Origin of the sequence: Actinacidiphila glaucinigra (assembly GCF_035918135.1) — a bacterium.
GTDB lineage: Bacteria > Actinomycetota > Actinomycetes > Streptomycetales > Streptomycetaceae > Actinacidiphila > Actinacidiphila glaucinigra.
Genome location: NZ_CP109144.1, coordinates 1,070,761 through 1,093,046, shown reverse-complemented (window position 1 = coordinate 1,093,046; position 22,286 = coordinate 1,070,761). Strand labels below are relative to the sequence as shown.

Annotated in this window: 25 protein-coding genes; 4 read left to right on the top strand and 21 right to left on the bottom strand. The window is 73.5% G+C overall.

What is annotated here, in order from left to right:
- Positions 1 to 17 precede the first annotated feature (17 nt).
- The 4 genes from OIE69_RS04730 to OIE69_RS04715 form a co-directional block, all read right to left on the bottom strand.
- Positions 18 to 284, bottom strand: coding sequence for a hypothetical protein (locus tag OIE69_RS04730; protein ID WP_326570659.1), 267 nt, complete (start codon positions 282 to 284; stop codon positions 18 to 20).
- 204 nt (positions 285 to 488) lie between these two features.
- A complete protein-coding gene (locus tag OIE69_RS04725; protein WP_326570658.1) occupies positions 489 to 1,142 on the bottom strand; it encodes an FMN-dependent NADH-azoreductase in 654 nt (217 codons plus the stop codon).
- Between the two features lie 749 nt (positions 1,143 to 1,891).
- Positions 1,892 to 2,110: a hypothetical protein gene (locus OIE69_RS04720; RefSeq protein ID WP_326570657.1), complete on the bottom strand. Its 219-nt coding sequence runs from the start codon at positions 2,108 to 2,110 to the stop codon at positions 1,892 to 1,894.
- 196 nt (positions 2,111 to 2,306) lie between these two features.
- Positions 2,307 to 2,666: a hypothetical protein gene (locus OIE69_RS04715; protein WP_326570656.1), complete on the bottom strand. Its 360-nt coding sequence runs from the start codon at positions 2,664 to 2,666 to the stop codon at positions 2,307 to 2,309.
- A gap of 386 nt (positions 2,667 to 3,052) precedes the next feature.
- Here OIE69_RS04715 and OIE69_RS04710 point away from each other — a divergent pair, with 386 nt between their 5' ends.
- Positions 3,053 to 3,532, top strand: coding sequence for a MarR family winged helix-turn-helix transcriptional regulator (locus OIE69_RS04710; RefSeq protein ID WP_326570655.1), 480 nt, complete (start codon positions 3,053 to 3,055; stop codon positions 3,530 to 3,532).
- A gap of 101 nt (positions 3,533 to 3,633) precedes the next feature.
- On the opposite strand, the gene OIE69_RS04705 is transcribed toward OIE69_RS04710, so the two are convergent.
- The 3 genes from OIE69_RS04705 to OIE69_RS04695 all read right to left on the bottom strand — a co-directional run bounded on the left by OIE69_RS04705 (position 3,634) and on the right by OIE69_RS04695 (position 5,362).
- Entirely contained in the window at positions 3,634 to 3,960 is a 327-nt protein-coding gene (locus tag OIE69_RS04705) for a hypothetical protein (RefSeq protein ID WP_326570654.1), read from the bottom strand.
- Between the two features lie 175 nt (positions 3,961 to 4,135).
- The gene (locus OIE69_RS04700; RefSeq protein ID WP_326570653.1) at positions 4,136 to 4,774 is read right to left on the bottom strand and encodes a DUF1345 domain-containing protein; all 639 of its coding nucleotides are present in this window, start codon (positions 4,772 to 4,774) and stop codon (positions 4,136 to 4,138) included.
- 114 nt (positions 4,775 to 4,888) lie between these two features.
- On the bottom strand, positions 4,889 to 5,362 hold the full coding sequence (locus OIE69_RS04695) for a carboxymuconolactone decarboxylase family protein (protein ID WP_326570652.1): 474 nt from the start codon (positions 5,360 to 5,362) through the stop codon (positions 4,889 to 4,891).
- A 111-nt stretch (positions 5,363 to 5,473) separates the two neighbouring features.
- On the opposite strand from OIE69_RS04695, the gene OIE69_RS04690 reads away from it, so the two are divergent.
- Positions 5,474 to 6,208, top strand: a complete 735-nt coding sequence (locus OIE69_RS04690) for a class I SAM-dependent methyltransferase (protein WP_326570651.1) — start codon at positions 5,474 to 5,476, stop codon at positions 6,206 to 6,208.
- A gap of 148 nt (positions 6,209 to 6,356) precedes the next feature.
- On the opposite strand, the gene OIE69_RS04685 is transcribed toward OIE69_RS04690, so the two are convergent.
- The 3 genes from OIE69_RS04685 to OIE69_RS04675 all read right to left on the bottom strand — a co-directional run bounded on the left by OIE69_RS04685 (position 6,357) and on the right by OIE69_RS04675 (position 9,632).
- The gene (locus tag OIE69_RS04685; protein ID WP_326570650.1) at positions 6,357 to 8,657 is read right to left on the bottom strand and encodes an esterase-like activity of phytase family protein; all 2,301 of its coding nucleotides are present in this window, start codon (positions 8,655 to 8,657) and stop codon (positions 6,357 to 6,359) included.
- A gap of 131 nt (positions 8,658 to 8,788) precedes the next feature.
- Positions 8,789 to 9,031 (bottom strand): hypothetical protein, encoded by a 243-nt coding sequence (locus OIE69_RS04680; RefSeq protein ID WP_326570649.1) that lies wholly within the window; start codon positions 9,029 to 9,031, stop codon positions 8,789 to 8,791.
- Between the two features lie 61 nt (positions 9,032 to 9,092).
- Entirely contained in the window at positions 9,093 to 9,632 is a 540-nt protein-coding gene (locus OIE69_RS04675; RefSeq protein ID WP_326570648.1) for a universal stress protein, read from the bottom strand.
- Positions 9,633 to 9,796: 164 nt separating this feature from the next.
- Here OIE69_RS04675 and OIE69_RS04670 point away from each other — a divergent pair, with 164 nt between their 5' ends.
- Positions 9,797 to 10,675 (top strand): LysR family transcriptional regulator, encoded by an 879-nt coding sequence (locus OIE69_RS04670; RefSeq protein WP_326570647.1) that lies wholly within the window; start codon positions 9,797 to 9,799, stop codon positions 10,673 to 10,675.
- Positions 10,676 to 10,706: 31 nt separating this feature from the next.
- On the opposite strand, the gene ssuE is transcribed toward OIE69_RS04670, so the two are convergent.
- The 11 genes from ssuE to OIE69_RS04615 form a co-directional block, all read right to left on the bottom strand.
- Positions 10,707 to 11,264 (bottom strand): NADPH-dependent FMN reductase, encoded by a 558-nt coding sequence (gene ssuE / locus OIE69_RS04665; RefSeq protein ID WP_326570646.1) that lies wholly within the window; start codon positions 11,262 to 11,264, stop codon positions 10,707 to 10,709.
- Positions 11,265 to 11,321: 57 nt separating this feature from the next.
- Complete coding sequence (locus OIE69_RS04660) at positions 11,322 to 12,110, bottom strand: alpha/beta hydrolase (RefSeq protein WP_326570645.1); 789 nt, start codon at positions 12,108 to 12,110, stop codon at positions 11,322 to 11,324.
- Positions 12,107 to 13,153, bottom strand: coding sequence for an LLM class flavin-dependent oxidoreductase (locus OIE69_RS04655; protein WP_326570644.1), 1,047 nt, complete (start codon positions 13,151 to 13,153; stop codon positions 12,107 to 12,109). The genes OIE69_RS04660 and OIE69_RS04655 overlap by 4 nt, the downstream gene beginning before the upstream one ends.
- A 19-nt stretch (positions 13,154 to 13,172) precedes the next feature.
- Complete coding sequence (locus OIE69_RS04650; RefSeq protein WP_326570643.1) at positions 13,173 to 14,513, bottom strand: NtaA/DmoA family FMN-dependent monooxygenase; 1,341 nt, start codon at positions 14,511 to 14,513, stop codon at positions 13,173 to 13,175.
- Positions 14,514 to 14,539: 26 nt separating this feature from the next.
- On the bottom strand, positions 14,540 to 15,409 hold the full coding sequence (locus OIE69_RS04645; RefSeq protein WP_326570642.1) for an ABC transporter ATP-binding protein: 870 nt from the start codon (positions 15,407 to 15,409) through the stop codon (positions 14,540 to 14,542).
- Positions 15,406 to 16,284, bottom strand: coding sequence for an ABC transporter ATP-binding protein (locus tag OIE69_RS04640; protein ID WP_392567458.1), 879 nt, complete (start codon positions 16,282 to 16,284; stop codon positions 15,406 to 15,408). Before OIE69_RS04640 ends, OIE69_RS04645 begins: the two co-directional genes overlap by 4 nt.
- Entirely contained in the window at positions 16,281 to 17,171 is an 891-nt protein-coding gene (locus OIE69_RS04635; protein ID WP_326570641.1) for an ABC transporter permease, read from the bottom strand. Before OIE69_RS04635 ends, OIE69_RS04640 begins: the two co-directional genes overlap by 4 nt.
- 2 nt (positions 17,172 to 17,173) lie before the next feature.
- Positions 17,174 to 18,202 (bottom strand): ABC transporter permease, encoded by a 1,029-nt coding sequence (locus OIE69_RS04630; protein WP_326570640.1) that lies wholly within the window; start codon positions 18,200 to 18,202, stop codon positions 17,174 to 17,176.
- 31 nt (positions 18,203 to 18,233) lie between these two features.
- The gene (locus OIE69_RS04625; protein WP_326570639.1) at positions 18,234 to 19,808 is read right to left on the bottom strand and encodes an ABC transporter substrate-binding protein; all 1,575 of its coding nucleotides are present in this window, start codon (positions 19,806 to 19,808) and stop codon (positions 18,234 to 18,236) included.
- A gap of 485 nt (positions 19,809 to 20,293) precedes the next feature.
- Positions 20,294 to 21,211, bottom strand: coding sequence for a DsbA family oxidoreductase (locus tag OIE69_RS04620; RefSeq protein WP_326570638.1), 918 nt, complete (start codon positions 21,209 to 21,211; stop codon positions 20,294 to 20,296).
- Positions 21,208 to 21,642 carry an RrF2 family transcriptional regulator gene (locus tag OIE69_RS04615; protein WP_326570637.1) on the bottom strand — a complete coding sequence of 145 codons (435 nt, stop codon included), beginning with the start codon at positions 21,640 to 21,642 and terminating at the stop codon, positions 21,208 to 21,210. Before OIE69_RS04615 ends, OIE69_RS04620 begins: the two co-directional genes overlap by 4 nt.
- Before the next feature lie 137 nt (positions 21,643 to 21,779).
- Here OIE69_RS04615 and OIE69_RS04610 point away from each other — a divergent pair, with 137 nt between their 5' ends.
- Positions 21,780 to 22,286 (top strand): cupin domain-containing protein, encoded by a 507-nt coding sequence (locus tag OIE69_RS04610; RefSeq protein ID WP_326570636.1) that lies wholly within the window; start codon positions 21,780 to 21,782, stop codon positions 22,284 to 22,286.

The following is a 22,286-nucleotide window of genomic DNA, read 5'->3' as shown; positions in this document are numbered from 1 at the left end:
GGCAGGCGAGGCAGGCCTTACCTCGTAACCCGGTTCTGTCCGGGTTCCAGGACGCCGTCGGACCGCGGGCCGTGCGCGGGTTCCTGCCGGACGTGCAGGCGGAAGAGGGCGTTCAGCACGTCGTCCGACATGCCGGCGAGGACGGCCTCCGGTGTGGTGGCCATCGCGTGCGCGAGGTCGTCGACCAGGTGCGCCAGACCGTCGATGCCGGTCTCCTGTGCGCCGGGGGCGGGGCCGGGGGCCGGGCCGACGGGGCCGTGGTGGGTGGTCGTCTGGTTGCTCATGCGTATCTTCCGAACGGGGCGGGGTCGCCGCGGCGGGAGGCCGTGCGAGGTGTGCGGGACAAGGCCAAGGCTGCGTCAACGCGGCGGAGCGGGCCACGGAACGCTGTTCCTATGCCTCCCGGTACCAGGCCCGGCGGGAGGGGCCGTGTCCCGCCCGTCTCCTGGCAGGACTCGGGCGGGATACGGGCAGGACAGCCGCAGGCGTCAGGCGGCCCTGACGCGCTGAGCGACCTCCTTGCCCTTGGCGGTCGCGTCCTCCAGCGCCCGGGCCCACGAGGCCTCGGCCAGCGGGACGAGCTCGGCCATGGCCGGGTTCGAGGCCGCCGCGGTGAGTTCGGGGACGATGAAGTCCAGGTCCAGGCCCATGTACTCGCCGAGGATGGCCCGCAGGTAGTTCTGGACGTACTCGGAGGACTCCCGCGGGGTGCCCGGCGCGTAGGAGCCGCCGCGGCTGGCGATGACCGTGACCGGCACGCCCTTCACGCTGGACGTGTCGCCCGTCGTGCGGCCGACCATGAGGACGTGGTCGATCCAGCTCTTGAGCGTCGAGGGGATCGTGAAGTTGTACATCGGGGCGCCGAGGAGCACGGCGTCGGCCCGCTCCAGCTCCTCGATCAGGGTCAGCCGGCCCGCGAAGGCCGCTTCCTGCTCGGGCGTGCGGGACGGGGCGTCGACGAACGCCGCGGAGAAGCCGTGCACGTCGAGGTGGGGGAGCGGGTCGGCGGCGAGGTCGCGGTAGAGCACCGTGCCGTCCGGGTGCTGCTCCCGCCAGGCGTCGCGGAAGGAGAGTGCGACGGTGCGGGAGCGGGAGTCGGAGCCCGGGTGGAGGGAGGAGTCGAGGTGCAGCAGGGTGGCCATGTGAAGTTCCAGTTGCGTCAGGTGGGTTCGTGTCCCCGTGGGGCGGCTCCCCGGCGCATGGCGCCGGGGAGCCCGGTTGCCCGCGTCGCCGGGGGGTGCGAGGTGCGGGTCCCACGCCTCCACCGTGGAGCACCCGGCTGCCGCGGCCCAAAGAGGGGATTAGCCGCTAACTTTTGGTAAGTGGGGTGGTGTGCGGCGGCGAACCCATCCGGACGGATGGGGAGTTGACATGCCAAGAGCGCCCCTGCTCGAGCTGTCGCCGGGGCGTCACGAGGCGGCGCGCAGAAGGGGCGCCGGTGGGAGCGGCGGATCGCCGCTTCGTTCCCGCTCGCGTGGGCGCGGGAATGCCCGGCGTCGTGCCGGAGGGCAACCGGAGCCCCGCGGCGGCGCGTTGCGTCGCCGGATCGCGGGCGCACGTTGCGCCGAAGTCGTCAGCGACGACGTTCACGGGGTGCGGATCGCCGTGAAGACGGACCGGACGGAGCCGGTCCGCGAGGCCGGGGGACGGCGGCCCCGGCGGGGCGCGGGCCGTGCGCCGGGGCGCGTGGTGCGCGCGGACCTGCGGCCGACTCGTCCCGGAGGCGCCGGAGTCCGTTGTCCCCGCCGGGCGTCGACCCGGGCACGGGCGGAGGCCGGCGAGACCCGGACGCAGGTCCCGCCAAGGGCGCGGACCAGTGTTCGTCGGTGCCGGAGCCGGTCACGGAGTTCGGGTCACGGAGCTCGGTGACGCGCGACGACGCCGTGGTGGTTCAGTCCTGGCTGGTGGTGCCGCCGGGGACAGGAGCGTCGAACGGGCGGCGGTGGGTGCCCAGGCCCGGAGCGTCGATGGCGGTGAGGCCCTCGCTGGCGGGCCGGCCGCGGTGCCGTCCGGTGCCGGAGGCGGCGGCCCGGGTCTGCCGGCGCCGCATCGCGACGAAGGCGTTGGTGAGCAGTCCGCCGGACTTCGTCGTCGGGATGGCCTTGAGCATGGTGCTTGTTCTCCGGGTCTTTCGGTGTGCCGGCGGCATCAGGGGAGGAAGAGGGGCGGGAGCCGGCCGGTGCCGGGCCGTGCGAGGACGGGACGGTTCGGCACCGGTGCGGCTCCCTGCCCTGGCGGCCGGGACGTCGCCGTCCGGTCGCCGGGGCGCGCGTGGTCCGGCGGGGTGTGCCGGATGCGGTCGCGCCTCAGCGGACGGGTCCGTGGCCGTAGGACAGCCAGACGGTCACCCAGTGGCCGTGGCTCCAGCGGGCCAGGCGGTGGCCGTCGAACCGGTAGAGCTTGCCGTCGTACCCCTGCCAGTACTGCACGCCGTGGTGGCCGTAGTCGTAGTGGTGGCGGGTGATCTCGTTGTTCCAGCGCCGGTCGTCGTTCCCGGCGCGGTCGCCGGTCCTGTCCCATGCCGTGCTGCCTGCGGTCACGGTCTGCCGGTCCTGGCCGGAGGGCCGGGGAGCGGCGGAGGCGGACCCGGTGGCTCCGAGCAGGGCGGTGCCGGCGAGTGCCACCGAGGCGGTGGAGGTGGCGATGATGCGCGTCCACTTGTTCATGACTGGTTCTCTCCTAGCTGTGCCCCGGTGTGCGGGGCGTCGGACGACGGTCCGGCCGGTGGGCCGGTCCCCGTCGTGCGGGGGCGATTCCGCGGGGCCGCCGGGGCGGGGCTCCTGGTTCGCAGGCGCTGGATCCGTGAGGGCCGGCGTCGCTGTGAATCGCTGGTGAATGGAACCTAACAGATGATTGATGGCGGTCAATCGTTTAAGGGATGTGACCATCGCCTCGCGCAAGGAATCCTGAGAAGTGGAATAACCCGGCCCAAACATCCGCCCGGGGGGGTGTGACGGATGCCCGTCCGCACGCGCGTCATGATCACTAAAATCGTTGAAGGTCATGGATTACCCGACCTTCACGATGGTTGGTGTCGCGCTATGATGGGGTCATGGCAGTGAACGAGATCGCGATTGAGGGTGCTGCCGGCGGCGACCCGCTGGAGCAGCTCGGTTTTCTGCTGGCCCGACACGGCGCCGTCGCCAACAGCCGCGTCCAGCGCGCCTTCGGCTCCTGCGGCCTGGCGCCGCGGGCGGGGGCCACTCTGATGCTGCTCGGCGGGTGCGGCTCCATGGGGCAGCAAGGTCTTGTCGCGGCGCTCGAGGTGGATCCGAGCATCATGGTCGCGATCCTCAACGACCTGGAGTCCGCGCAGCTCGTCGAGCGCCGTCGGGATCCGGCCGACCGGCGCCGCCACATCGTCGCCATCACGGACCGGGGGCGCGGCGTCCTGGCCGAGGCCCGGGCCGCGGTGGACGAGGTCGAGCGGGGGCTCTTCGGGGACCTGTCCCCTGAGGAGATCGCGGCGCTCCGCGGGCTCCTGGCCCGGGTGCGCACCTTGCCGGGTGACGAGGTCTGCTCCGAGGGGTGAGCCGGGCCCTTCCGGCCCCGTCGGCGTACCGGTACGGGAACAGCACCCCCGGTGGCCGGGGGCGCTGTGGTCTTCGGGTCGGCGGGAACGTCGCCGGACGCTCAGTCGAGGATCACGCCGTTGTTGACGGTGCCGTTGTTGATGTTGGTGGAGTTGTTGTTGCCGAGGACGATGACGATGCTGCCGTTGCCGCTGCTGTTCGGGCGGTTTCCGTCGTGGTTCCAGCGGCCGCCGCCCCAGTCCTGGTCCCAGTCGCCGTGCCCTCCGCCGTGACCGCCGCCCCGGCCGGACGTCTTCGCGGCGGACGCGTGGGCCTCGGACGGTGTGGTGGCGGCGAACGCGGTGGTGGGGATCAGCGCCCCTCCGGCGGCCAGGGCGGTCGCGGCGGTGAGGGTGACGAGGCGCTTGGTGCGGTGGGTGCGGGCCATGGTCTTCGTCCTTCGGGAGCGGTGGTGGAGGGGTTCCGGCGGTGTCCGGTGGGCTGCCCCTGGGGGCGTGAACCCGATGCCTCCAGTAAGCCGGGCGCGGCGCCCGGCGTCATGTCGCTGCAATTCGGGACTTGACAGGAATTTTGGGCCCGGGGTACAAGCTCGCGGGCCGCGGTCAGCCGGTGACCATCCCGGCGACCAGGTTGATGGTGGTGGCCAGGATGCTGGTGCCGAAGACGTACGACAGCAGCGAGTGCCGCAGCACCGTCGCGCGGATCGCCGGGCTGGAGACGTCCGTGTCGGAGACCTGGTACGTCATGCCCAGGTTGTAGCTGAAGTAGAGGAAGTCCCGGTACGTCGGCGGGTGCGGGGAGTTGAAGTCGATCCCGCCCGCCGACGCCGCGTAGTAGAGGTACCCGTAGCGCGCGGCGTACATCAGGTGGAGCGCCGCCCAGGCCATGAACACCCCGCCCAGCGCGGTCGCCGCCGCGGCGTGATCCCTGTCGGAGGCGCCGCGCAGGAGCAGGACGACGATGGCGAGCAGCCCGCACAGGGCCGCGCCCACCACCACGAGTTCCTCGACGACCGGCCGGAAGTCCTCCCGCCGGGCGTTGCGGTGGGTGGCGGCCGCGTCCATCGCCCACAGCACGAGCCAGCCCGTCACGACGAAGACGGTCTCCGTCGCGGCGATTCCGGCGAGGACCCCCAGCGACGCGTCCGTCAGGGCGCCGCCGACGACCGCGCCGGCGGCCGCTCCGACGACGATCGCGCCTGCCAGTCGGGGGACCGCTGAGAGCGGCGAACCGGTGCTCATGCCGCATCACGCTACAACCCGGCATACATGGTTCACGGCAGCGGCACTTGGGATCGCCCGGAGGGGCCGGCGGTGCCCCGGCCCGCGGGCACGGGCCGGGGCGTCCGCCCGCCCTCAGCCGAACTGGCCGGGCCGGTAGTCGCCGGCGGGCTGGCGGTTGACGACGTTGACGCGGTTGTAGGCGTTGATGACGGCGATGAGGCCGATCAGGGCGACGAGCTGGTCCTCGTCGTAGTGCTTGGCGGCGTTCTCCCAGACCTCGTCCGTCACGCCGCCGGCGGCGTCGGCGATGCGCGTGCCCTGCTCGGTGAGTTCGAGGGCGGCGCGCTCGGCCTCGGAGAAGACCGTGGCCTCGCGCCAGGTCGCGACGAGGTTCAGGCGCACCGAGGTCTCGCCGGCCGCGGCGGCCTCCTTGGTGTGCATGTCGGCGCAGAAGGCGCAGCCGTTGATCTGGCTGGCGCGGATCTTCACCAGCTCCTGGGTCGCGGCCGGCAGCCCCGACTCCGCGGGCACCTTGCCCGCCGAGTTGAGGTGCTTGAAGAACCTGAGTGCGAGGGCGTTGCCGAACAGGTTCACGCGGGCTTCCATGGCGGTCTCCTCTTGCGCGGTGACGGTTACGCAGCCATGACGGGCGGGCCGGTGGAAACGTGACACGGCCACGGATGTGACGTGGATCCCACCCCGGGTAGTGTCGCCCCCATGGCCGACGAGGAATTCCGGGACCCGCGGCTCGCCGCGCTGTACGACGCCCTCGACGACCCCGGCCGCGGCGACCTCGACGCGTACACCGCGTTGGTGCGGGAGTACGACGCGCGCCGGGTCCTGGACATCGGCTGCGGAACGGGGGTGTTCGCCCTGCGCCTGGCCGGCCTCGGCTTCGAGGTCGTCGCCGTCGACCCGGCCCGGGCGGCCCTCGACGTCGCCCGGGCCAAGCCGGGGGGCGAGCGGGTCCGGTGGATCCACGGTGATGCGACGGAGCTGCCGCCGCTGCGCGTGGACCTGGCGACGATGACGGCCAACGTCGCCCAGGCGATCGACGACCCCGGGGCGTGGCGGGACACCCTGCGGGGGGTGTACGGGGCGCTGCGGCCGGGCGGCCGTCTGGTGTTCGAGACCCGGGATCCGGCGAAGCGCGCATGGGAGGGCTGGAACCGGGAGACGTCGCACCGGGTCGTGGACGTGCCGGGCACCGGACCGGTGGAGTACTGGGTCGAGCTGCTCGACGTCAGCGGGCCGCTGGTGACGTTCCGTTGGACGTACGTCCTGGCCGCCGGCAGGGAGGTGCTGACCTCGACCTCCACCCTCCGGTTCCGTCGGCGGGAGGAGGTCGAGGCAGAGCTCACCGCGCAGGGGTACGTCCTCGACGAGGTGCGGGACGCCCCGGACCGGCCCGGCCGGGAGTTCGTCTTCCTCGCGCGCCGTCCGGAAGCGTGACCGGCGGGCTCAGCGGCCTCGGCGCGACGAGGGGCGGCGGGCCGGGCCGGGGTCGTCGTGCACCTGGCGCGGGCCGGGCCCGCGCAGGCCCGACGCGTACGGCCGCCGGTGGAACCGGCGGCCGTACGGGGGAGGGCGGCGCGGACGATCAGCGCTTCCCGAAGACCTTCCTGCCGGAACCGAGGTCCATGAAGACCGTCTCTCCGGTGGCGTCGGCCAGGCCGTCGTTGTCGGTCACGGCGTAGACGTGGCCGTCACCGCCCACGGTGAGGCCCTCGAGCTTCTCCTGCGTCCACCCGTTCGTCGCCCGCAGGTCGGGCAGCACGTCGTGGGCCAGCTCCTTGGGCAGTACCTGGAGCGGTCCCGACGGGGCGGCGGACTTCGGCATGTCGACCGTGTACACGCGCTTGATCTTCGCGGCGGGGCCGTTCAGCTTGTCCCGCTCGATGAGGGCGAGCTTGTCGCCGACCGCCGTGATCTCGGACAGGCCGATCCAGTCGCCCGGGGTGTCCGTGGTGCCGATCCGGTAGCCGAACCAGCTCCAGGTGCCCGACCCGACGTCGTAGCGGCCGATCCGGACGACCCCGGCCGGGTCGCCCTTGACCTCGCGCTGCAGGGTGGCCCAGACCACCTCGCGGCCGCCCCGGTCGGTGGTCGCGGTGACGCCCTCGAAGCCCTGCTTCGCCAGGCCCGCGGCGACGTCCGCTGGGAGCGTGACGACCTGCCTGGTCACCCCGTCGCGGTCGAGGCGGACCAGCTTGTTGCCGTCGCCGGTCGCGCCCTCGACGGCGAGCCAGAAGCCGCCCTGCGGGCGGGCGTATATGCCCTCGGCGTCGTAGCCGACCGGCTTGCCGTCGGCGTCCTTGACGGTCAGGGCGCGGGTGATGACCGCCGGCTTCCGCGAGGTGTCGACGGTCATGATCCTGGTGACGGAGTACGCCGCGTCGGTGACCGTGTACAGCTCGTGCGGCCTGCCGGGGACGGCGGACAGCGCGCCGAGCGCGCCCCAGCCGATCGGCGTCCCGCCGGAGTCCGAGGCCGAGACGATGCCCGGGAACGACGGGGTGCCCTTGCCCAGCTGGAACAGGCTCACCGAGGCCCGCACGTTGACCGAGGCGTCGTCCTCCTCGCTGGAGACCACGAGCAGGTCGCGCGACGGGATCGGCAGCAGCCCCTCCGGGCCGTTGGTGGTGGCCAGCATCTGGCGGAAGACCGGGGCGGTCGGGCGGCTGACGTCGTACACGGCGACGAAGTTGCTGCGCTCCGACCCGACGAAGGCGTACCGCACGCCGTGGAAGGTGGCGACGACCACGCCCTCCGGCTCGGTGCCCTTCTTGGCCGCGCGGTCCTCGTTGTGCAGCCCGTAGCGGACGGCCAGGCGCTCGAAGCTGTTGCCCGCGTCCCAGACGACCTTGCCGGTGCGGCTGTCGAAGACGGTCCAGCCGCGCGTGCCGCCCTTCCAGTCGCCCTCGTTGGCGGTCGCGAAGTAGCGGTCGTCGATCCAGTTGACGGCGTCGGGCTCGCGCCGCACTTCGGTGATCGAGCCGGTCTGGTCGATGACGCCGTCCTTGACGGTGTCGATGCCGCGGACGGTGGCCGTGCCGGCGGTGAAGGCCTTGGTGATGCGGCCCGTCGGCAGGTCCACCAGGACGACGCCGTTGTTCTCCTGCAGCGTCACGGCCAGCTGGTTGCGGCCGTTGACGGCGACGTACTCCGGCTCCGGGTCGGTGGGCTCCACGATCCCGGCGGCGGACAGCACGGGCAGCGCGGTGCCGTCGGGCCGGGTCAGCGGCACGGCCCGGGTGCTCCAGTGCTGCGGCGCGGCGCCCTTGAGGTCGACGATCTGCACGAAGCCGGCCGGGGCCTGGGGCAGGTCGCCCTCCTCGCCGCCGGGCGGGGTCGCCTCCTCGTCGCGCTCGTTCTCGATCGCGATCGCGGCGTACCGCTTGTCCTTGGTGATGGTGATGGAGTCCGGCTGACCGCCCAGGTCGAAGCTGGTGACCCGCTCGCGGTCGCGCAGGGATATGACGTCGAGACGTCCGGAAGGCGTGGAGTAGCCGCTGCTGGTGTTCACCACGACCAGCACGTACTGGCCGACCACGGCCACGGAGGTCGGCTCGTCCTCGGCGTCGCCCAGCTCCGCCAGCGACAGCGTGCCGAGGCCGCGCGGGCTGCCCGGCTCGGCGATGTCGAGGAAGCCGATCCGGCGCGCCAGGGCGTCGGTGTAGACCAGGGTGCGGCCGTCCTCGCTGACCGCCGAGATCTCGGCGACGGTCGCCGCGGCCGGGTCCTCGCCCGCCGGGCGGTTCTGGAAGACCGGGTACGTGGCGGTGCGCTGGAAGGTGGGCGTCACGTGCGGGTGGTGGGCGCTCGCCGGGCTCGCGGCCACGAGCGTGCCGGCAGCGACAGCCGCGGTCGTGAGCGCGGCGTAGGTTCTCTTGGGGAGCATCGTCTCTCCGTTGCGCTACGGTCGGAAAGGCGATCATCTCGCCGCCGGGCCAGCGCAATCGGGCCCACAGGTGAACAACCGGCGAAGATCGCCCGCAGGGGGTGACGCCGTCCGGTCGGCGCCGCCGGGTCTCAGCGCGCGGCGGAGGCGCGGCGGACGGCCGGGGCGGCCGCGGAGTACCGGGCGGCGCGCCGCGGGGGAGTCTCCTGGGCGTACGGGACGGTGGGGCCGGACCGCTGCCGGGGGATCTGGCAGCCGCGGCACAGGGCGAGGCCACCGGGAGCGGCGACGAGCGTTCCCCACCCGCGGCAGGTCCGGCACCGGCGGGCCCTGCGGGGATCGGGGTGGGGAGCGGGGCCGGTGCCTCGGGTCATACGGGGGTTCCTTCCTCGGGTCGGGGTGCAGGCGGCGCGCGGGCCGCGGCCGTGTCCGGGATCAGCCATGCTTCCGACGCGCTCTCGGCCGGACGTCCCGCCGACGGCAGCGGCGCAGCAGTCGCGCCTCGCGGGGCAGCAGGCGCGGCCCGCCGACGATCACGAGGTCGCACACGGCGCCGGCGAGGACGGCCCTCTGGACGGGCCTGCGGTGCACGCCCATCGGTGAGCGCGAGGACCGTGCCGTGCCGACGAGCAGCACGTCCGCGGCATCGGACGCGACGGCGCACAGCACCGTCCCCGGGGCGCCCCTGACGACCCGCCGCTCGATCCGTACCTCCGGCGGCAGGCCGCCGAACGCGTCGTCCAGGGCCTGGTCAAGGCGCCGAGCCGCCCCCTCGGCCCAGAGGTCCGCCCAGGAGGACTCGGGCCGAGCGCGGTACAGGGCCTCGCCCTCCGGCGGCTCCCACGCCAGGACGGCGAGGAGCGGCCGGCCGGTGGCCCGGGCCTCGACCAGGCCGCGGCGCAGCGCCGCGAGGCCGGCGAGGGAGCCGCTCACACCGACGACGACCCGGCCCGCCCGGCCGGGCCGGCCGGTCATGGGCCGGCCCTGTGGGCGGTGCCACGGGGGGAGGGCGGTGTCGCGTTCGGCATGGCCGCGTCCCCTCTGTCGGTTCTGTCGGTCCTGTGAAAGCCCTGCCAGCGTGGCCGCGCGCCGTACGATGAGGCAAATCGATGGTATTCATCCCGTGATGCGAGGCACCGATGGACGTGACTCTGCGGCAACTGAACGTGTTCGTCGCGATCGCGGACCACCGCGGGTTCGGTACGGCCGCCGCCGCGCTCGGCATGAGCCAGTCCTCGGTGTCGCACTCACTCGCGTCCCTGGAGCGTGCCGTACGGGGCGAGCTGGTGCGGCGTGCCGCCCCTGCCGGGCCCACGCCCCTGGGTGACGCGCTGCTGCCGCACGCACGCGCCACCCTCGCCGCGGCCCGGGCCTTCGCCGCGGCGGCGGCCGCCCGGCACGACGCGGCGGCCGAGGGCACGATCACCGTCGCCGTACCGCCGACCGCCGCGCACGGGCTGCTGCCGCGGCTGCTGAGGCTGTGGCGAGAAAACGCCCCGCACGTCGAGATCAGGATCTTCGAGGGCTTCGCCGAGGAGATCACGCAGTGGCTGGAGAGCGGCACGGTCGACGCGGCGATCCTCATCGACCCGGACCCGGTGCCCCGTGGGGCCGTCCCGGTCGCGACCGACGCGCTGGAGGCCGTCATGCGCGGCGACCATCCGCTGGCGGGCGAGGACTCCATCGAACTGGCCGACCTCCTGGACGACCCGCTGCTCGCCACCACCTCCGGCGCCGAGAGCCAGCTCAGGGAACTCCACACGCTGGCCGGGGTTCCGTACCGTCCCACGCAGCGCATCCGTGAACTCGGCACGCTTCTCTGCATGGTCGAGGCCGGCCTCGGCGTCGCGGTCGTCCCCTCGCTGGCCGGGAGCATGCTGCCGGGCGGTCTCACCCTCGTCCCCGTACTGCCGCGGGTGGAACGGAGGTTGCTCCTCGCCGGCCCGGCCACACGCCCCTGGCACCCGCACGTGACCGCGATCCGCGACCTGTGCCGGGAGACCGGGCCCGCGACGTGAGTCCCGCGCGCGGCGTACGGAGGGCGGGGGCTCACCCCGTGGGCGCCAGTGCGGTCGTACGGCCTCCCAGGGCGACGGAGAATCGGTCGGTGACCTGCGTCAGGGCCTCGGCCGTGGCGGGCGCGACGGTCAGTGTGCCGTCGTCGGCGACGGTGAGGTCCTTGTCGAGCGTGAACCACCCCGGGACGACGTGGGTGGCGCCCATCGAGCTGAGCACCGGGCGCAGCGCGTAGTCGATGGCCAGGACGTGGGCGGTGGTGCCGCCGGTGGCCAGCGGCAGCACGGTCTTGTCGGCGAGGGCGAACTGCGGCAGCAGGTCGAGCAGCGACTTGAGCAGGCCCGAGTAGGCGGCCTTGTAGACGGGCGTGCCGATCACCACGCCGTCGGCGCGCTGGAACAGGGCCGCGGCCGCGGCGATGGCGGGGTGGCGTACGTCGGCGCCGAGCAGTGCCTCGGCGGGCAGCGTGCGCACGTCCAAGGGGACGACCTCGTGGCCCTGGAGCCGGAGCCGGTCGTCCAGGTGGCGCAGCAGCCGTGCGGTGCGGGAGGTGGCGGAGGGGCTTCCGGAGACGGAAAGGATGACGGCCATGGGGACCTTCCGGGTCAGGGCGGGCGGGGGTGTGGGCGAACGGGGACCTCGGCGTGGTCACCAGGTGCTGGATTCCACCGCCACGACGGGCACCAGCCCGTTGCGCAGCGTCTCCAGGAAGGTGACGGCCTCGGCTGCCACGGAGCGGTGCTGTATGTCGTTGAGCACGTCGTGGTGGGCGCCGCGGACCACCGAGAGCCGGGCGCGGTGCTGGGACTTGGCGGTGCGCGCGAGGGCGTCGTGATCGGCGAGCGGGTCGGTGTCACCGACCAGGAAGAGCGCGGGAAGGGCGAGTTCGGCCTCGTAGGCGGCGGTGAGCAGGGAATCCGGCAGCGGCTCGCCCAGCGAACCCCGGCGTACGCGGGGATCCCGGGTGAGCGTGTCGCGGTGGGCGGGGCAAGAGGTGCGGACGTCGAGTTCGCCTTCCCAGCCGCCTGCTCCGGCGGAAGCCGCCCGGCCGGGGAGCCCGGCGAGGACGACGCCGTCCGGCCGGACCCCGGCGGGTCCGGGCCGCCCGAGGAGCGCGGCGAGGGCGGCGGCGCCCGAGTCGGCGCCGACCAGGACGAGGGGGGCGGCCGGTGGACCCTCGATGGCGGTGCTCTCGACGGCGGCCGCGAGGCGCTCGCCGAACAGGGTCAGGGAACCGGCCGGGTCACCGTGGTCCGGCTCCGGGGCGGTCACGACGCGGACGCGGTAGGCGTCCGCGGCCAGCCGCCGCCCGAAGCGGGTGTAGGTCGCCGGTGTCTCGCCGCGACCGGGTACCACGACGACCGTGCCGCGGGTGAGCAGGCCCTCGGGGCCGTGGTGGTCGGTGTGGGCTGTTGTGCCGGGGGTGTGGTCGGTCATGTCGGGACTCCCGCCGGCTCGGGCCGGGGCTCGGGCTCGGCCGCGCGCCGCCAGCCCAGCGCCGGCGCCACCTCCGTCGCGATGAGTTCCAGCGCGCGCAGCGCCGCGTCGTGGTGGGGGACGGCGGGGTTGAACTGGGTGATCAGATCGGTCGCGACCGGCAGGACCCGCTCCCGCCGCAGCGCCGCGACGATCTCCTCGGGATGCCCGTGGAAGGAGTGGAAGCGGCGCAGTGCCTCGTTCAGGTCCAGGCCCTTCGGGAAGGCGCCGCCCTCCGCCATGCGCAGCGCCGCGCGGTGCACGTCGTCACCGATCTGCCGCAGCGCCGTCCGCCGGTCCTTCGCCGGGAAGACGAAGCGCGACAGCCCGATCCGGGGCCGGCGCGGCCAGTCCCAGGCGCCGAGGTACGCGTCCGCCCACGGGCGCTGCACCGCGTCGGTGGGGGAGTCGAAGCCGTACGCCGCCCGGTTGAGCAGGAGGTTCGACCCGCCGGCCGCCGCGTAGGCGGCTCCTTGCGTACTGAAGGCGCCCTGCCAGATGCGGTCGCCGAAGTCGCCGGCGGCCGGCTGGACGCGGAAGCCGGGCGCGCCGACCTCCTCGCGGGCCAGCGCGCTGCGCAGCACGTCGAGGTGTTCGCTGGTCAGTTCGCGCTTGCGGGCGACGTCCCGGCCGAAGGCGGCGTACTCCAGGGCGTTGTAGCCGCTGCCCACGCCGATCTCGACGCGGCCCCCGCTGAGGGTGTCGACGGTGGCGACGTCCTCGGCGAGCCGGATCGGGTCCTCCAGCGGGAGGATCGTCACGGCGGTGCCGAGCCGGATCCGGGTGGTGCGCGCCGCGGCGTGGGCGAGGAACGTCCAGGGCGAGGCCAGCCCCCCGCCGCCGAGGGGTACGTGGTGCTGGGCCACCCAGCCGGTGTCGAAGCCGAGTTCGTCGGCGGCGACGAAGAGTTCCAGGGCGTTGCGGTAGGTGCGGACCGGGTCGTCGTCGCGGCCCTGCACATGGGTGAGGAAGCCGAGCCTGAAGCGCGGGCTCTCGGTGCTCATGACCTGTTTCCGTCCGTCCTCAGTCGGCCACGAGCCGGCGCTCGCGGGTGTGGCGGTTGGCGGGGACCGGCAGGCCGAGGTTGCCGCGCAGGGTGTCGGCCTCGTACGCGGTGCGGAACAGGCCGCGCTTCTGCAGCAGGGGCACGACGCCGTCCGCGAAGAGTTCGAGTTCGTCGTTGGTGCGGAAGGCGAGGTTGATGCCGTCGAAGGTGCCGGCGGCGAACCACTGCTCGATGGTGTCGGCGACGGTCCGCGGCGACCCGACGAAGGGGGAGCTGCGGAACTCGTTGGCCGACTGGGCGACCTGGCGCAGCGTCAGGTTTTCCGTCCTGGCCCGCTCGGTGATCCTGGCGGCGCCCGTGCGTCCGCCCTTCTCGGCGAGGTGCGCGACGTCGGGGAAGGGCGCGTCCAGGTCGTGCACGCCGAAGTCGTAGGCGCCGAAGGAGCGTCCGAGCAGCGCGAGGTTGCGGTCGAAGTCGTTGTCCTCCTCGAAGATCTCCCGCTCGCGGCGCCGGGCGGCATCGTCGGTGGCGGCGACGACCGGCCCGCCGTGGATGAAGATCTTGATGTGGTCGGGGTCGCGCCCGTAGGAGGCGGTGCGCTGCTTGATGTCGGCGTAGTACTCCTGCGCCTGCCGGAGTGTGCCCCCGGGCGCGTAGATGCCCTCGGCCACCTGGGCGGCCAGGTCGCGGCCCTCCTCGGAGACGCCGGCCTGGAAGATCACGGGCTGGCCCTGGGGGGACCGGGACAGGTTGAGGGGGCCGGCGACCGAGAAGTGCTCGCCGGCGTGGTCGAGCGCGTGCAGCTTGGCCGGGTCGAGGAAGACGCCCCGTTCCACGTCGGCCGGGAAGGCGTCGTCCTCGTAGGAGTCCCACAGGCCGCGGGCGACCCGGACGAACTCCAGGGCACGGCCGTAACGGGAGGTGTAGTCCAGGTGCTCGTCGAACCCGAAGTTCCTGGAGGTGCCCGTGTCGAAGCTGGTCACGACGTTCCAGCCGGCGCGGCCGCCGCTGATGTGGTCGAGGGAGGCGAAGCGCCGGGCGAGGTTGAAGGGCGAGTTGTACGTCGAACTGGCCGTGCCGACCAGCCCGACGTGACGGGTGTGCGTGGCGACCGCCGACAGCAGGGTCAGCGGCTCCAGCCGGTTGAGGTAGTGGGCGGGGTAGGTGGCGTTGATGAACTGGCTGTCGACGATGAAGAGGGCGTCGAAGAGGGCGTGTTCGGCCGCCTTGGCCTGCGCGATGTAGTAGTTGATGTCGGTGCTGGCGTTCTTGGCGACGCGGGCGTCCTTCCACAGTCCGTGCTGGCCTGGGCCGCCGACGCCGTAGGGGTGGAGCGCGAGGTGGATCCTGCGGGACATGGTGGCTGTTCCTGTCTGTCGTGGGGTCAGGTGCGCAGCAGGGCGCGCAGCGCCTCGCGTTCGGCCCGGTCCGCCGGGGCGGAACGCAGGGTGGGCGCCGAGCCGATGAGCAGGCGCGTGTAGGGATGGCGGGGGTGGTTGACGACGTCGTGGGTGGTGCCGGTCTCGACCAGCTCGCCCTGGTGGAGCACGGCGACGCGGTCGCAGATCCCGGCCACGGAGCCGAGGTCGTGGGAGATGAAGACCAGGGCCACTCCGGAGGCGCGGAGCTCCTTGAGGATCTCCAGGATCTGCACGCGGGTGGCCGCGTCGAGGGCGCTCACCGGTTCGTCGAGGATGACCAGGCGCGGTCCGGTGACCAGCGCCCGGGCCACCGCGACCCGTTGGCGCTGCCCGCCCGAGAGCTCCCCGGGCAGCCGGGCCAGGAGCTCCTCGTGCAGGCGGACGCGGGGGAGGAACGCACGCGCCCGTTCGGCCGCCTCCTCGCGGGGGACGCCCTGGAGGAGCAGCGGTTCGGTGAGGGAGTCCTCGACGGTGAGGTCCGGGTCGAGGCTGCGCAGGGGGTCCTGGAAGACGTACTGGACGACGCCTCGGCGGCGCAGGGCGCGCCACTGCCGCGGGCCGTGGCGGGTGACGTCCTCCCCGCCGACGACGACCGACCCCGCCGAGGCGCGCACCAGGCCCAGCACGGTGCGGGCCAGGGTGGACTTCCCGGACCCCGTCTCGCCGATGAGGCCGACGGCCTCGCCGGGCGCGACGGTCAGGGACACCCCGCGCAGTGCCGGGCGGCGCCGGCGGCGCAGGCCGTAGTGCACGTCGAGGCCGGTGATCTCCAGCACGGGACCGGCGGGGTCCGCACCGCCGGCCGGCGTCGTCCGCGGTGGCTCGCCGGTCATGCGTCCTCCTTCACGGTGAGGAACTTCTCCAGGCCGTACTGCTCGTGTTGGGCGATCAGCAGACGGGTGTACTCGTGCCGCGGGTCGTGCAGCACCGCGCGGGTCGGGCCCTGCTCGACCACCTCGCCCTCCCGCAGGACGACGACCTCGTCGCAGACCTGGGCGACGACCGCCAGGTCGTGGGAGACGACGACGAGGGCCAGCCCCGCCTGTTCGCGCAGTTCGGTGAGCATGTCGAGGATCCCGGCCTGCACGGTGACGTCGAGGGCGGTGGTGGCCTCGTCGGCGATGAGGATCCGCGGGCCGGCGGCGATCGCCGCCGCGATCAGGACGCGCTGGAGCATGCCCCCGGACAACTCGTGGGGGTAGCTGCCGTACGCCAGCTCCGGGTCGCGCAGTTGCACCGTCCGCAGCAGCTCGACCGCCTGCCGGCGGGCCTCGCGGCGCCGCTGCCCCTTCTTGGCGCGCAGGACCTCGGCGATCTGCGCGCCCACCCGGATCGAGGGGTTGAGGTAGGAGGCCGGGTCCTGGAAGACCGCGCTGATCGTGGTGCCCCGCAGGGCCGTCCACTGAGCGCGTGTCAGGGTGGCGATGTCGGTGCCGTCGATCTCGATCGACCCACCGGTGACCTCGAAGTGCGCGGGCAGGATGCCGAGTGCGGCGCGGCAGGTGAGGGTCTTGCCGCTGCCGGACTCCCCGACGATGCCGACCGCCTTTCCGGGTGCGAGGTCGAAGCTCACCCCGTGGACGATCTCGCGGTCGCCCGCGCGGTCGCCGATGCGCACGTCGCGGAGGGACAGCACCGGCGGTGCCGGGGGGTCGGGCGCGGTGCCCGGGGCAGGCCGGGGGAGCAGTCCTTCGGACACGGTCGTCAACGCGCACCTCCGGCGGGGGCGGGGTCGGTCTTGTCGAGGCGGTCGGCGCGGGCCCCGCGGCGGTCGAGCAGTGCGCGTCCGGCCTCGCCGGAGACGTCGCGGATCGCGTCGGCGAGCAGGTTGCTCGCCCAGACGGTGGCCATGATCAGCAGGGCGGGGGCCACCGGGGCCCACGGCCGGTGGCTGAGGTAGCCCAGGTCCGAGGCGAGCAGGCCGCCCCAGGTGGGCGCCGGCGGCTGCACGCCGATGCCGAGGAAGGTCAGGCTGGAGACGATCACGAAACCGACGCCGATGGTCTGGGCGAGCGCGACCGCGACAGGCGGGAGGATCTTGCCCCACACATGGCGGCGTACGATCCAGCCCGTCGAGGCACCGGAGACGAGCGCCGCCTCCACGTACGGCGAGCGCGCCACGGCCAGGGTGGCGGCGCGGGCCACCCGGTAGAACAGCGGTGACACCAGCACGCCGGTGACCAGCATGGCCTGGGTGAGGCCGTTGCCGAGGAGCGCGACCACGGCGACGGCGAACAGCAGGAAGGGCAGCGCGACCAGCGTGTCGGCCAGGCGCAGGGTCGTCCACTCGAAGACCCGGCCCCAGTAGACGGACAGGATGCCGGGCACCGCGCCGACGACCAGGGCCGTCAGGGCGACTTCGAGCGAACCGAGCACGCTGACGCGCGAGCCGTCCAGGAGCCGGCTGAGGACGTCACGGCCGAGGTAATCGGTGCCCAGCCAGTGCGGGCCCGAGGCGGCGGCCAGCGTGTTGTCGCTGGTGGCCAGGGGATCGTGCGGTGCGAGCCAGGGACCGAGCAGCGCCAGCAGCGCGATCACGGTCAGCACGACCGCGGCGATCCGGCCGGAGGAGAGGGAGAGGACGCGGCGCACCATGGTCAGACCCCCCGCTGGGACGCCGGCGTCACGCGCGCCAGCACCAGGTTGACGATCAGGTTGAAGGAGACGACCAGGACGATCGACACCACGAGGACGCCCTGGACGGCGGGGACGTCCCCGGCCTGGGCGGCGTCGTTGGCGAACCTGCCGAAGCCCTGCAGACCGAAGATCCATTCGGTGACGACGGAGGCACCCACCAGGGCCGGGAACTTCAGTCCGAGGGTGGCGAGCGCCGGCCCGAGGCCGTTGCGCAGGACGTGACCGAAGAAGATCCGCCGCGGGCTCAGGCCGCGCACCACCGCGCCCGTCACGTAGTTCTCGCGGTGGGCCGCCACGAGGCCCGCGCGCAGTTGGCGGGCGACGTCGGCGACCACGTCGAAGCTCAGCGCGATCGCCGGGAGGGTGATGTGGGCCAGCCACGGTCCGACGCCCTGCTCCGCCGGGACGTAGCCGCCGGAGGGGAACCAGTGGAGACCGACGGCGAAGACGACGACCAGCACGATGCCCACCACGAAGGCCGGCATCACCGAGACGACCGTGACGAATCCGGTGATCGCACGGTCGATCCACGTGGTGCTGCGCAGCGCCGCCACCGTGCCCAGCACGAAGCCCACGACGACGCCGATGAGCAGGGCGAGAATCGCGACCGAGAGGCTGACGCCCAGGCCGAGACCGATGAGGGTGGAGATGTCGGCGCCGTTGGCCCAGCTGGTGCCGAGCCGCCCGTGCAGGATGCCGTCGAGCCAGTCCCCGTACTGGACGAGGAACGGCCGGTCGAGCCCCCACTGAGCCTCGACCCGGGCGATGGCCTCCGGTGTCGCGTCCTCGCCCAGCTGGATCCGTGCGGGGCTGAGCCCGCTCAGCGCCCGCAGCGCGAAGGTCACGAAGGTCGCGACAAGGAACACGGGCACGATGATCGCGACGGACCGGGCGAGGGCGGCCAGGACCTGGCCTCCGGCGTGCCGGGCGCCGGCCGCGGCGAGGCCGCGACGGGGGGTGAGGGCGACCGGCGTGGCGGTCGTCGTCATGAGGTTGCCTCCCCTGAGTGGTGGACGGTGGTCAGCTGCCGCCGGCGATGGTCACGCCGGTCCAGTCGATGTGGGCCGGGTTCTTCGGCAGGTCCGAGATCGCCTTGCTCTTGGCGAAGAGGTTGGGCGAGGAGTAGGTGAAGACCAGGGCCTTGCTCTTCAGCCCGGCCCGGGTCGCCGCCTGGAGGTTCGTCACGTAGCCGGGGGAGTCCAGCGGCGTGCGGCGGACCTTCGCCACGGCCGCGTCGAAGCCGGCCGGCTCGTACGGAGTGCTCAGGTTCAGCGGGCCGTTGGGCCCGAAGTGCGCGGTGAGGGTCTGCACCGCGGAGTCGCGCCCGGTGGTGCCGTAGAGCGAGAACGTCAGGTCCTTGGCGAAGAACGGGGTGGCCCAGTTCTTGTCGACCTTGATGCGGACGGTGATGCCGACCGCGGCCAGCTGCGCCTGCACGATCTCGGCCTGCGGGTCCTCCGCCGGGATGACGAGGTCGAGCTTGATGTCGCCCGCCTTGTGGCCGGCCTCGGCGAGCAGCTTGCGGGAGGTCGCCGGGTCGTACGGGTACGGGTCCCGGGACTTCGGGTCGTAGGCCACGTACCCCGGCGGGAAGGGCTGGTCGGTCGCCTCGCCGTAGCCGAAGGTCAGCTTGTCGACGAACTCCTTGCGGTTGACCGCGTGGCGGACGGCGTCGACGACCCTGTCGTCGTCGAACGGCGCCTTGTTGACGTTGAGGCTGAGGTTCGAGGCGTTGAATCCCGGTTGCACGAAGACGTCCAGGCCGGCCTTCTCGGCGGCCTCCGCCTGACTCGGTTCGAGGTCGGCGAAGTTGTAGACGCCGGTCTGGAGGCCGGAGACGACCGTCGAGGCGTCGGGGGCTGAGGTCAGCTCCACGTCGTCGATGTGGATGTTCTTCGCGTCCCAGTAGTCCGGGTTCTTCTTGAGCAGCACCTTGGTGCCGGGGATCAGCTGCTTCACCACGAACGGACCGGCGCCGACGGGGTTCTGGTCCAGTTTCTGCGGGGCCGCGGCCGCCTTGGGGCTGGCGATCTGCAGGACGCGCTGACCGAGCAACTGGGGTATCTGGTAGTCGACCTGGGTGAGGTGGACGACCGCGTCCAGTCCGTCGGCGTCCACCGACCCGATCGAGGTCAGGTCGCCGAAGAGCGCCGAGTTCTTCTGCTTCTTGGCCCGCTCGATCGCCGCCTTGACCGCTGCCGCGTCGACCGGCTCCCCGTCGCTGAACTTCAGGCCGGGGCGGAGGCGGAAGGTGATCTCGTCACCCTTGTCGTTGTACTCCCAGCTCTTCGCGAGGTCGGGGACGGCCTTGCCGTTCTCGTCGGTTCGCGTCAACGAGGCGTAGACAAGGGCGAGTTGGCGGAACTGGGCGCCGCTGCCGGAGACCACCGGGTCCCAGTGGGCGGGGAAGTAGGAGGAGGCCCACTTCAGTGTGGCGCTCCCGGTCGACGCGCCGGCGCCGCCGCCGCACGCGCCGAGGGCGGGGACGAGGACGGAGACGAGGGCGGTTCCGAGGGCCGCGGTGCGCAGCCGGCCCGGGGGCCGGGCGGCAGGGGAGGCGGGCTCTGGGCGGCTGGGCGTGAGTCGTCCGGGCATCTGAGTGCTTTCTTCGAGGGCCCCCGGACCGGCTCAGGGCAGGCGGGGGCGCGGCGGCGGGCACGGCGCGCACCCGCGCCGGACGCCGTCGTGCCGGGACGGTCGTGCCGACGGGGCTCGGGAGCACACATCGGGCACACCGCCCTCAGGGCAGGGCGTTCGGGGGTACGCGGGGACTCACCGGGATGCGGTGGGAGAAGGCGGCGGAGCGCGGAAGGGGCGGCGCGGACGGCGGGCGCGGCTCGACGGGGCGGCGGCGCGGCCGGTGCTGACGGATGCGGTCAGGCGCCTGTGGGCCGTGGGCGGCGGCCGGTCAGCGACAGAGGGCGCTGCAGGTGCGCCGCAGGTCCACGTAGCGGCACACCACACCGGGGTGCGTCGTGAGCATGCTGTTCATCCTGGCGAGCGCGGAGAGCGGCTGTCAATAGACACCAATTGGTGTCTCATTTGGCGGGACGCGCTCCTGACTGCGCCTCAGATATCCCTCAGCGCAGGCCGCGAGCGCCGCGAGCGGTGGCCGGGTGCGTCGCGGCCTCCTCGGGGTGCAGCCACAGGGGGCCGTTCCCGGTGTCCACCCGGATCGCCTCCGGTGGCGGCCAGGCCCCGGTGACCAGCAGGGCACGCTCGGGATCAGTGAGGCTCCGGTAGCGCCGCAGCGCCTCGGACGGCGGCAGCGGGGCCGGGGGGCGCAGGAGCCCCGGGCTCAACTCCTCGACGGCGGAGGCGTACTCCTCGTAGGGCCGCCAGCCGGGCACCACGCGCCGCCCGGCCGGGGAGCGCACGAGCAGCGTCGGCAGCGCGTACCGGTGCCCGCCGTCGCCGGTCTCCTTCGCCGCACCGGGGTGCGGCGACGCGCTCCGCACCGACAGCACCTCGCGCACCGGGCGGCGCGCCTCCGCACGGTCGGCCCGTACCCGCTCCAGGACGTCACCGGCTCCCGCGTCGGCCGCGAACCGTACCGGGTCCAGTCCCGGCGTGCCCCGTACGGCGGCCAGCGCGAGCGCGGGCGTGTCGGCCGGCTCCCCGAGCACGAACACGGTCTCCCGGAGCCGGCGCAGCACCCGCCCGGCCACCTCCTCGCCCTGCAGCTCGGCCGCCTTGGCGGCCAGCGAGGCGGGCCAGGAACTCGCCGCCACCCGGCTCAGACGCTCCGCCCGCGGCGCCCGGGTGTGCGCGCTGATCACCTCGACGTGCCGCGCGTACCAGGCGGTCTCCGCGGCCGCGTCGGGCGGTGGGTCGTCGTCGACGTCGAACAGGACGCCGTGCACGCGGCGCCAGCGCACCCGGCCGCCCAGCGCGGCCCGCAGCCTGCGGAACACCGGTTCCGAACCCCAGGCCCAGGGGCACAGCGGATCGGTGTACTCCACCACCTCCACGGCGGGCGGGGGAGGCGGGGCCGTCACGCAGCTCCCTTCCGGTCCAGCCGTTCCGCGGCGGCCGCCGGCAGGAGCGAGGCCAGGGTCACCCCGCCCAGGACCGCCGCCGCGCCCGCCTCGACCTGGCGCCACACCCCCGGCAGCCCCGCGGCCGGACCGGGGTAGCCGAGCCCGGCCAGCGACTCGCCCCGCAGCGTGATCAACTCGCCGTCCACGGCGCGCGCCACGTCCAGGAGGGTGATCTCGCCGGCGGGCCGGCCGAGCCAGTAGCCGCCCTCGCAGCCACGCTGACTGCGCACCAGCCCGGCCTTGCGCAGTTCGCTCACCACGGACTTCAGGAAGCGGAACGGGATCTGCTGCGCGGAGGCGATGGCCTCGCAGGTCAGGGGGCGGGCAGGCTCACAGGCGAGCTCCAGCAGAGCCCGCGTGGCGTAGTCCGCCTTCGCGGAGATATGCATGGGGCCATCATGCCCCAACCGGTCCGCGCGGCCCGGGGGTTCCGCCACCGCGCTCGTTCATTGCGGCAGCATTGCCGCAGGTAAGCCTAAAAGACACTTCTTGACATCCTTTTCGGGGCCGCCCTAGCGTCCCGGCCATGAGCGAGCCCCTGACGAACCCCGGTGAAGGCTTCCATCCCCATCTCCACGACGCGCCCGGGCAGGCGGCTGCGGCCCTGCGGACCCGGCTGCACCACATCCGCGCGGACGCCCTGGACGGCGAGACGGCGCAGACCGGCGGGATGCGCAGGTTCGCCGCCGTCAGCGGGCGGACCGTGGGGTCCGAGAAGCTCTGGATGGGCCAGACCCACGTCGCCCCGGCGACGGCGTCCTCCGACCACCACCACGGCGAGTCCGAGACCGCGATCTACGTGGTGAGCGGGCACCCCGAGTTCGTGTTCCTGGACGGCTCGGGCGACGCGCCCGAGGAGGTGCGCCTGCGCACCTCGCCCGGCGACTACGTCTTCGTCCCCCCGTTCGTGCCGCACCGCGAGGAGAACCCGGACCCCGCGGAGGAGGCCGTGGTCGTCATCGCCCGCAGCACCCAGGAGGCCGTCGTGGTCAACCTCCCCGGTCTGTACGCCCTTCCGGCCGAGGGCGCCTGA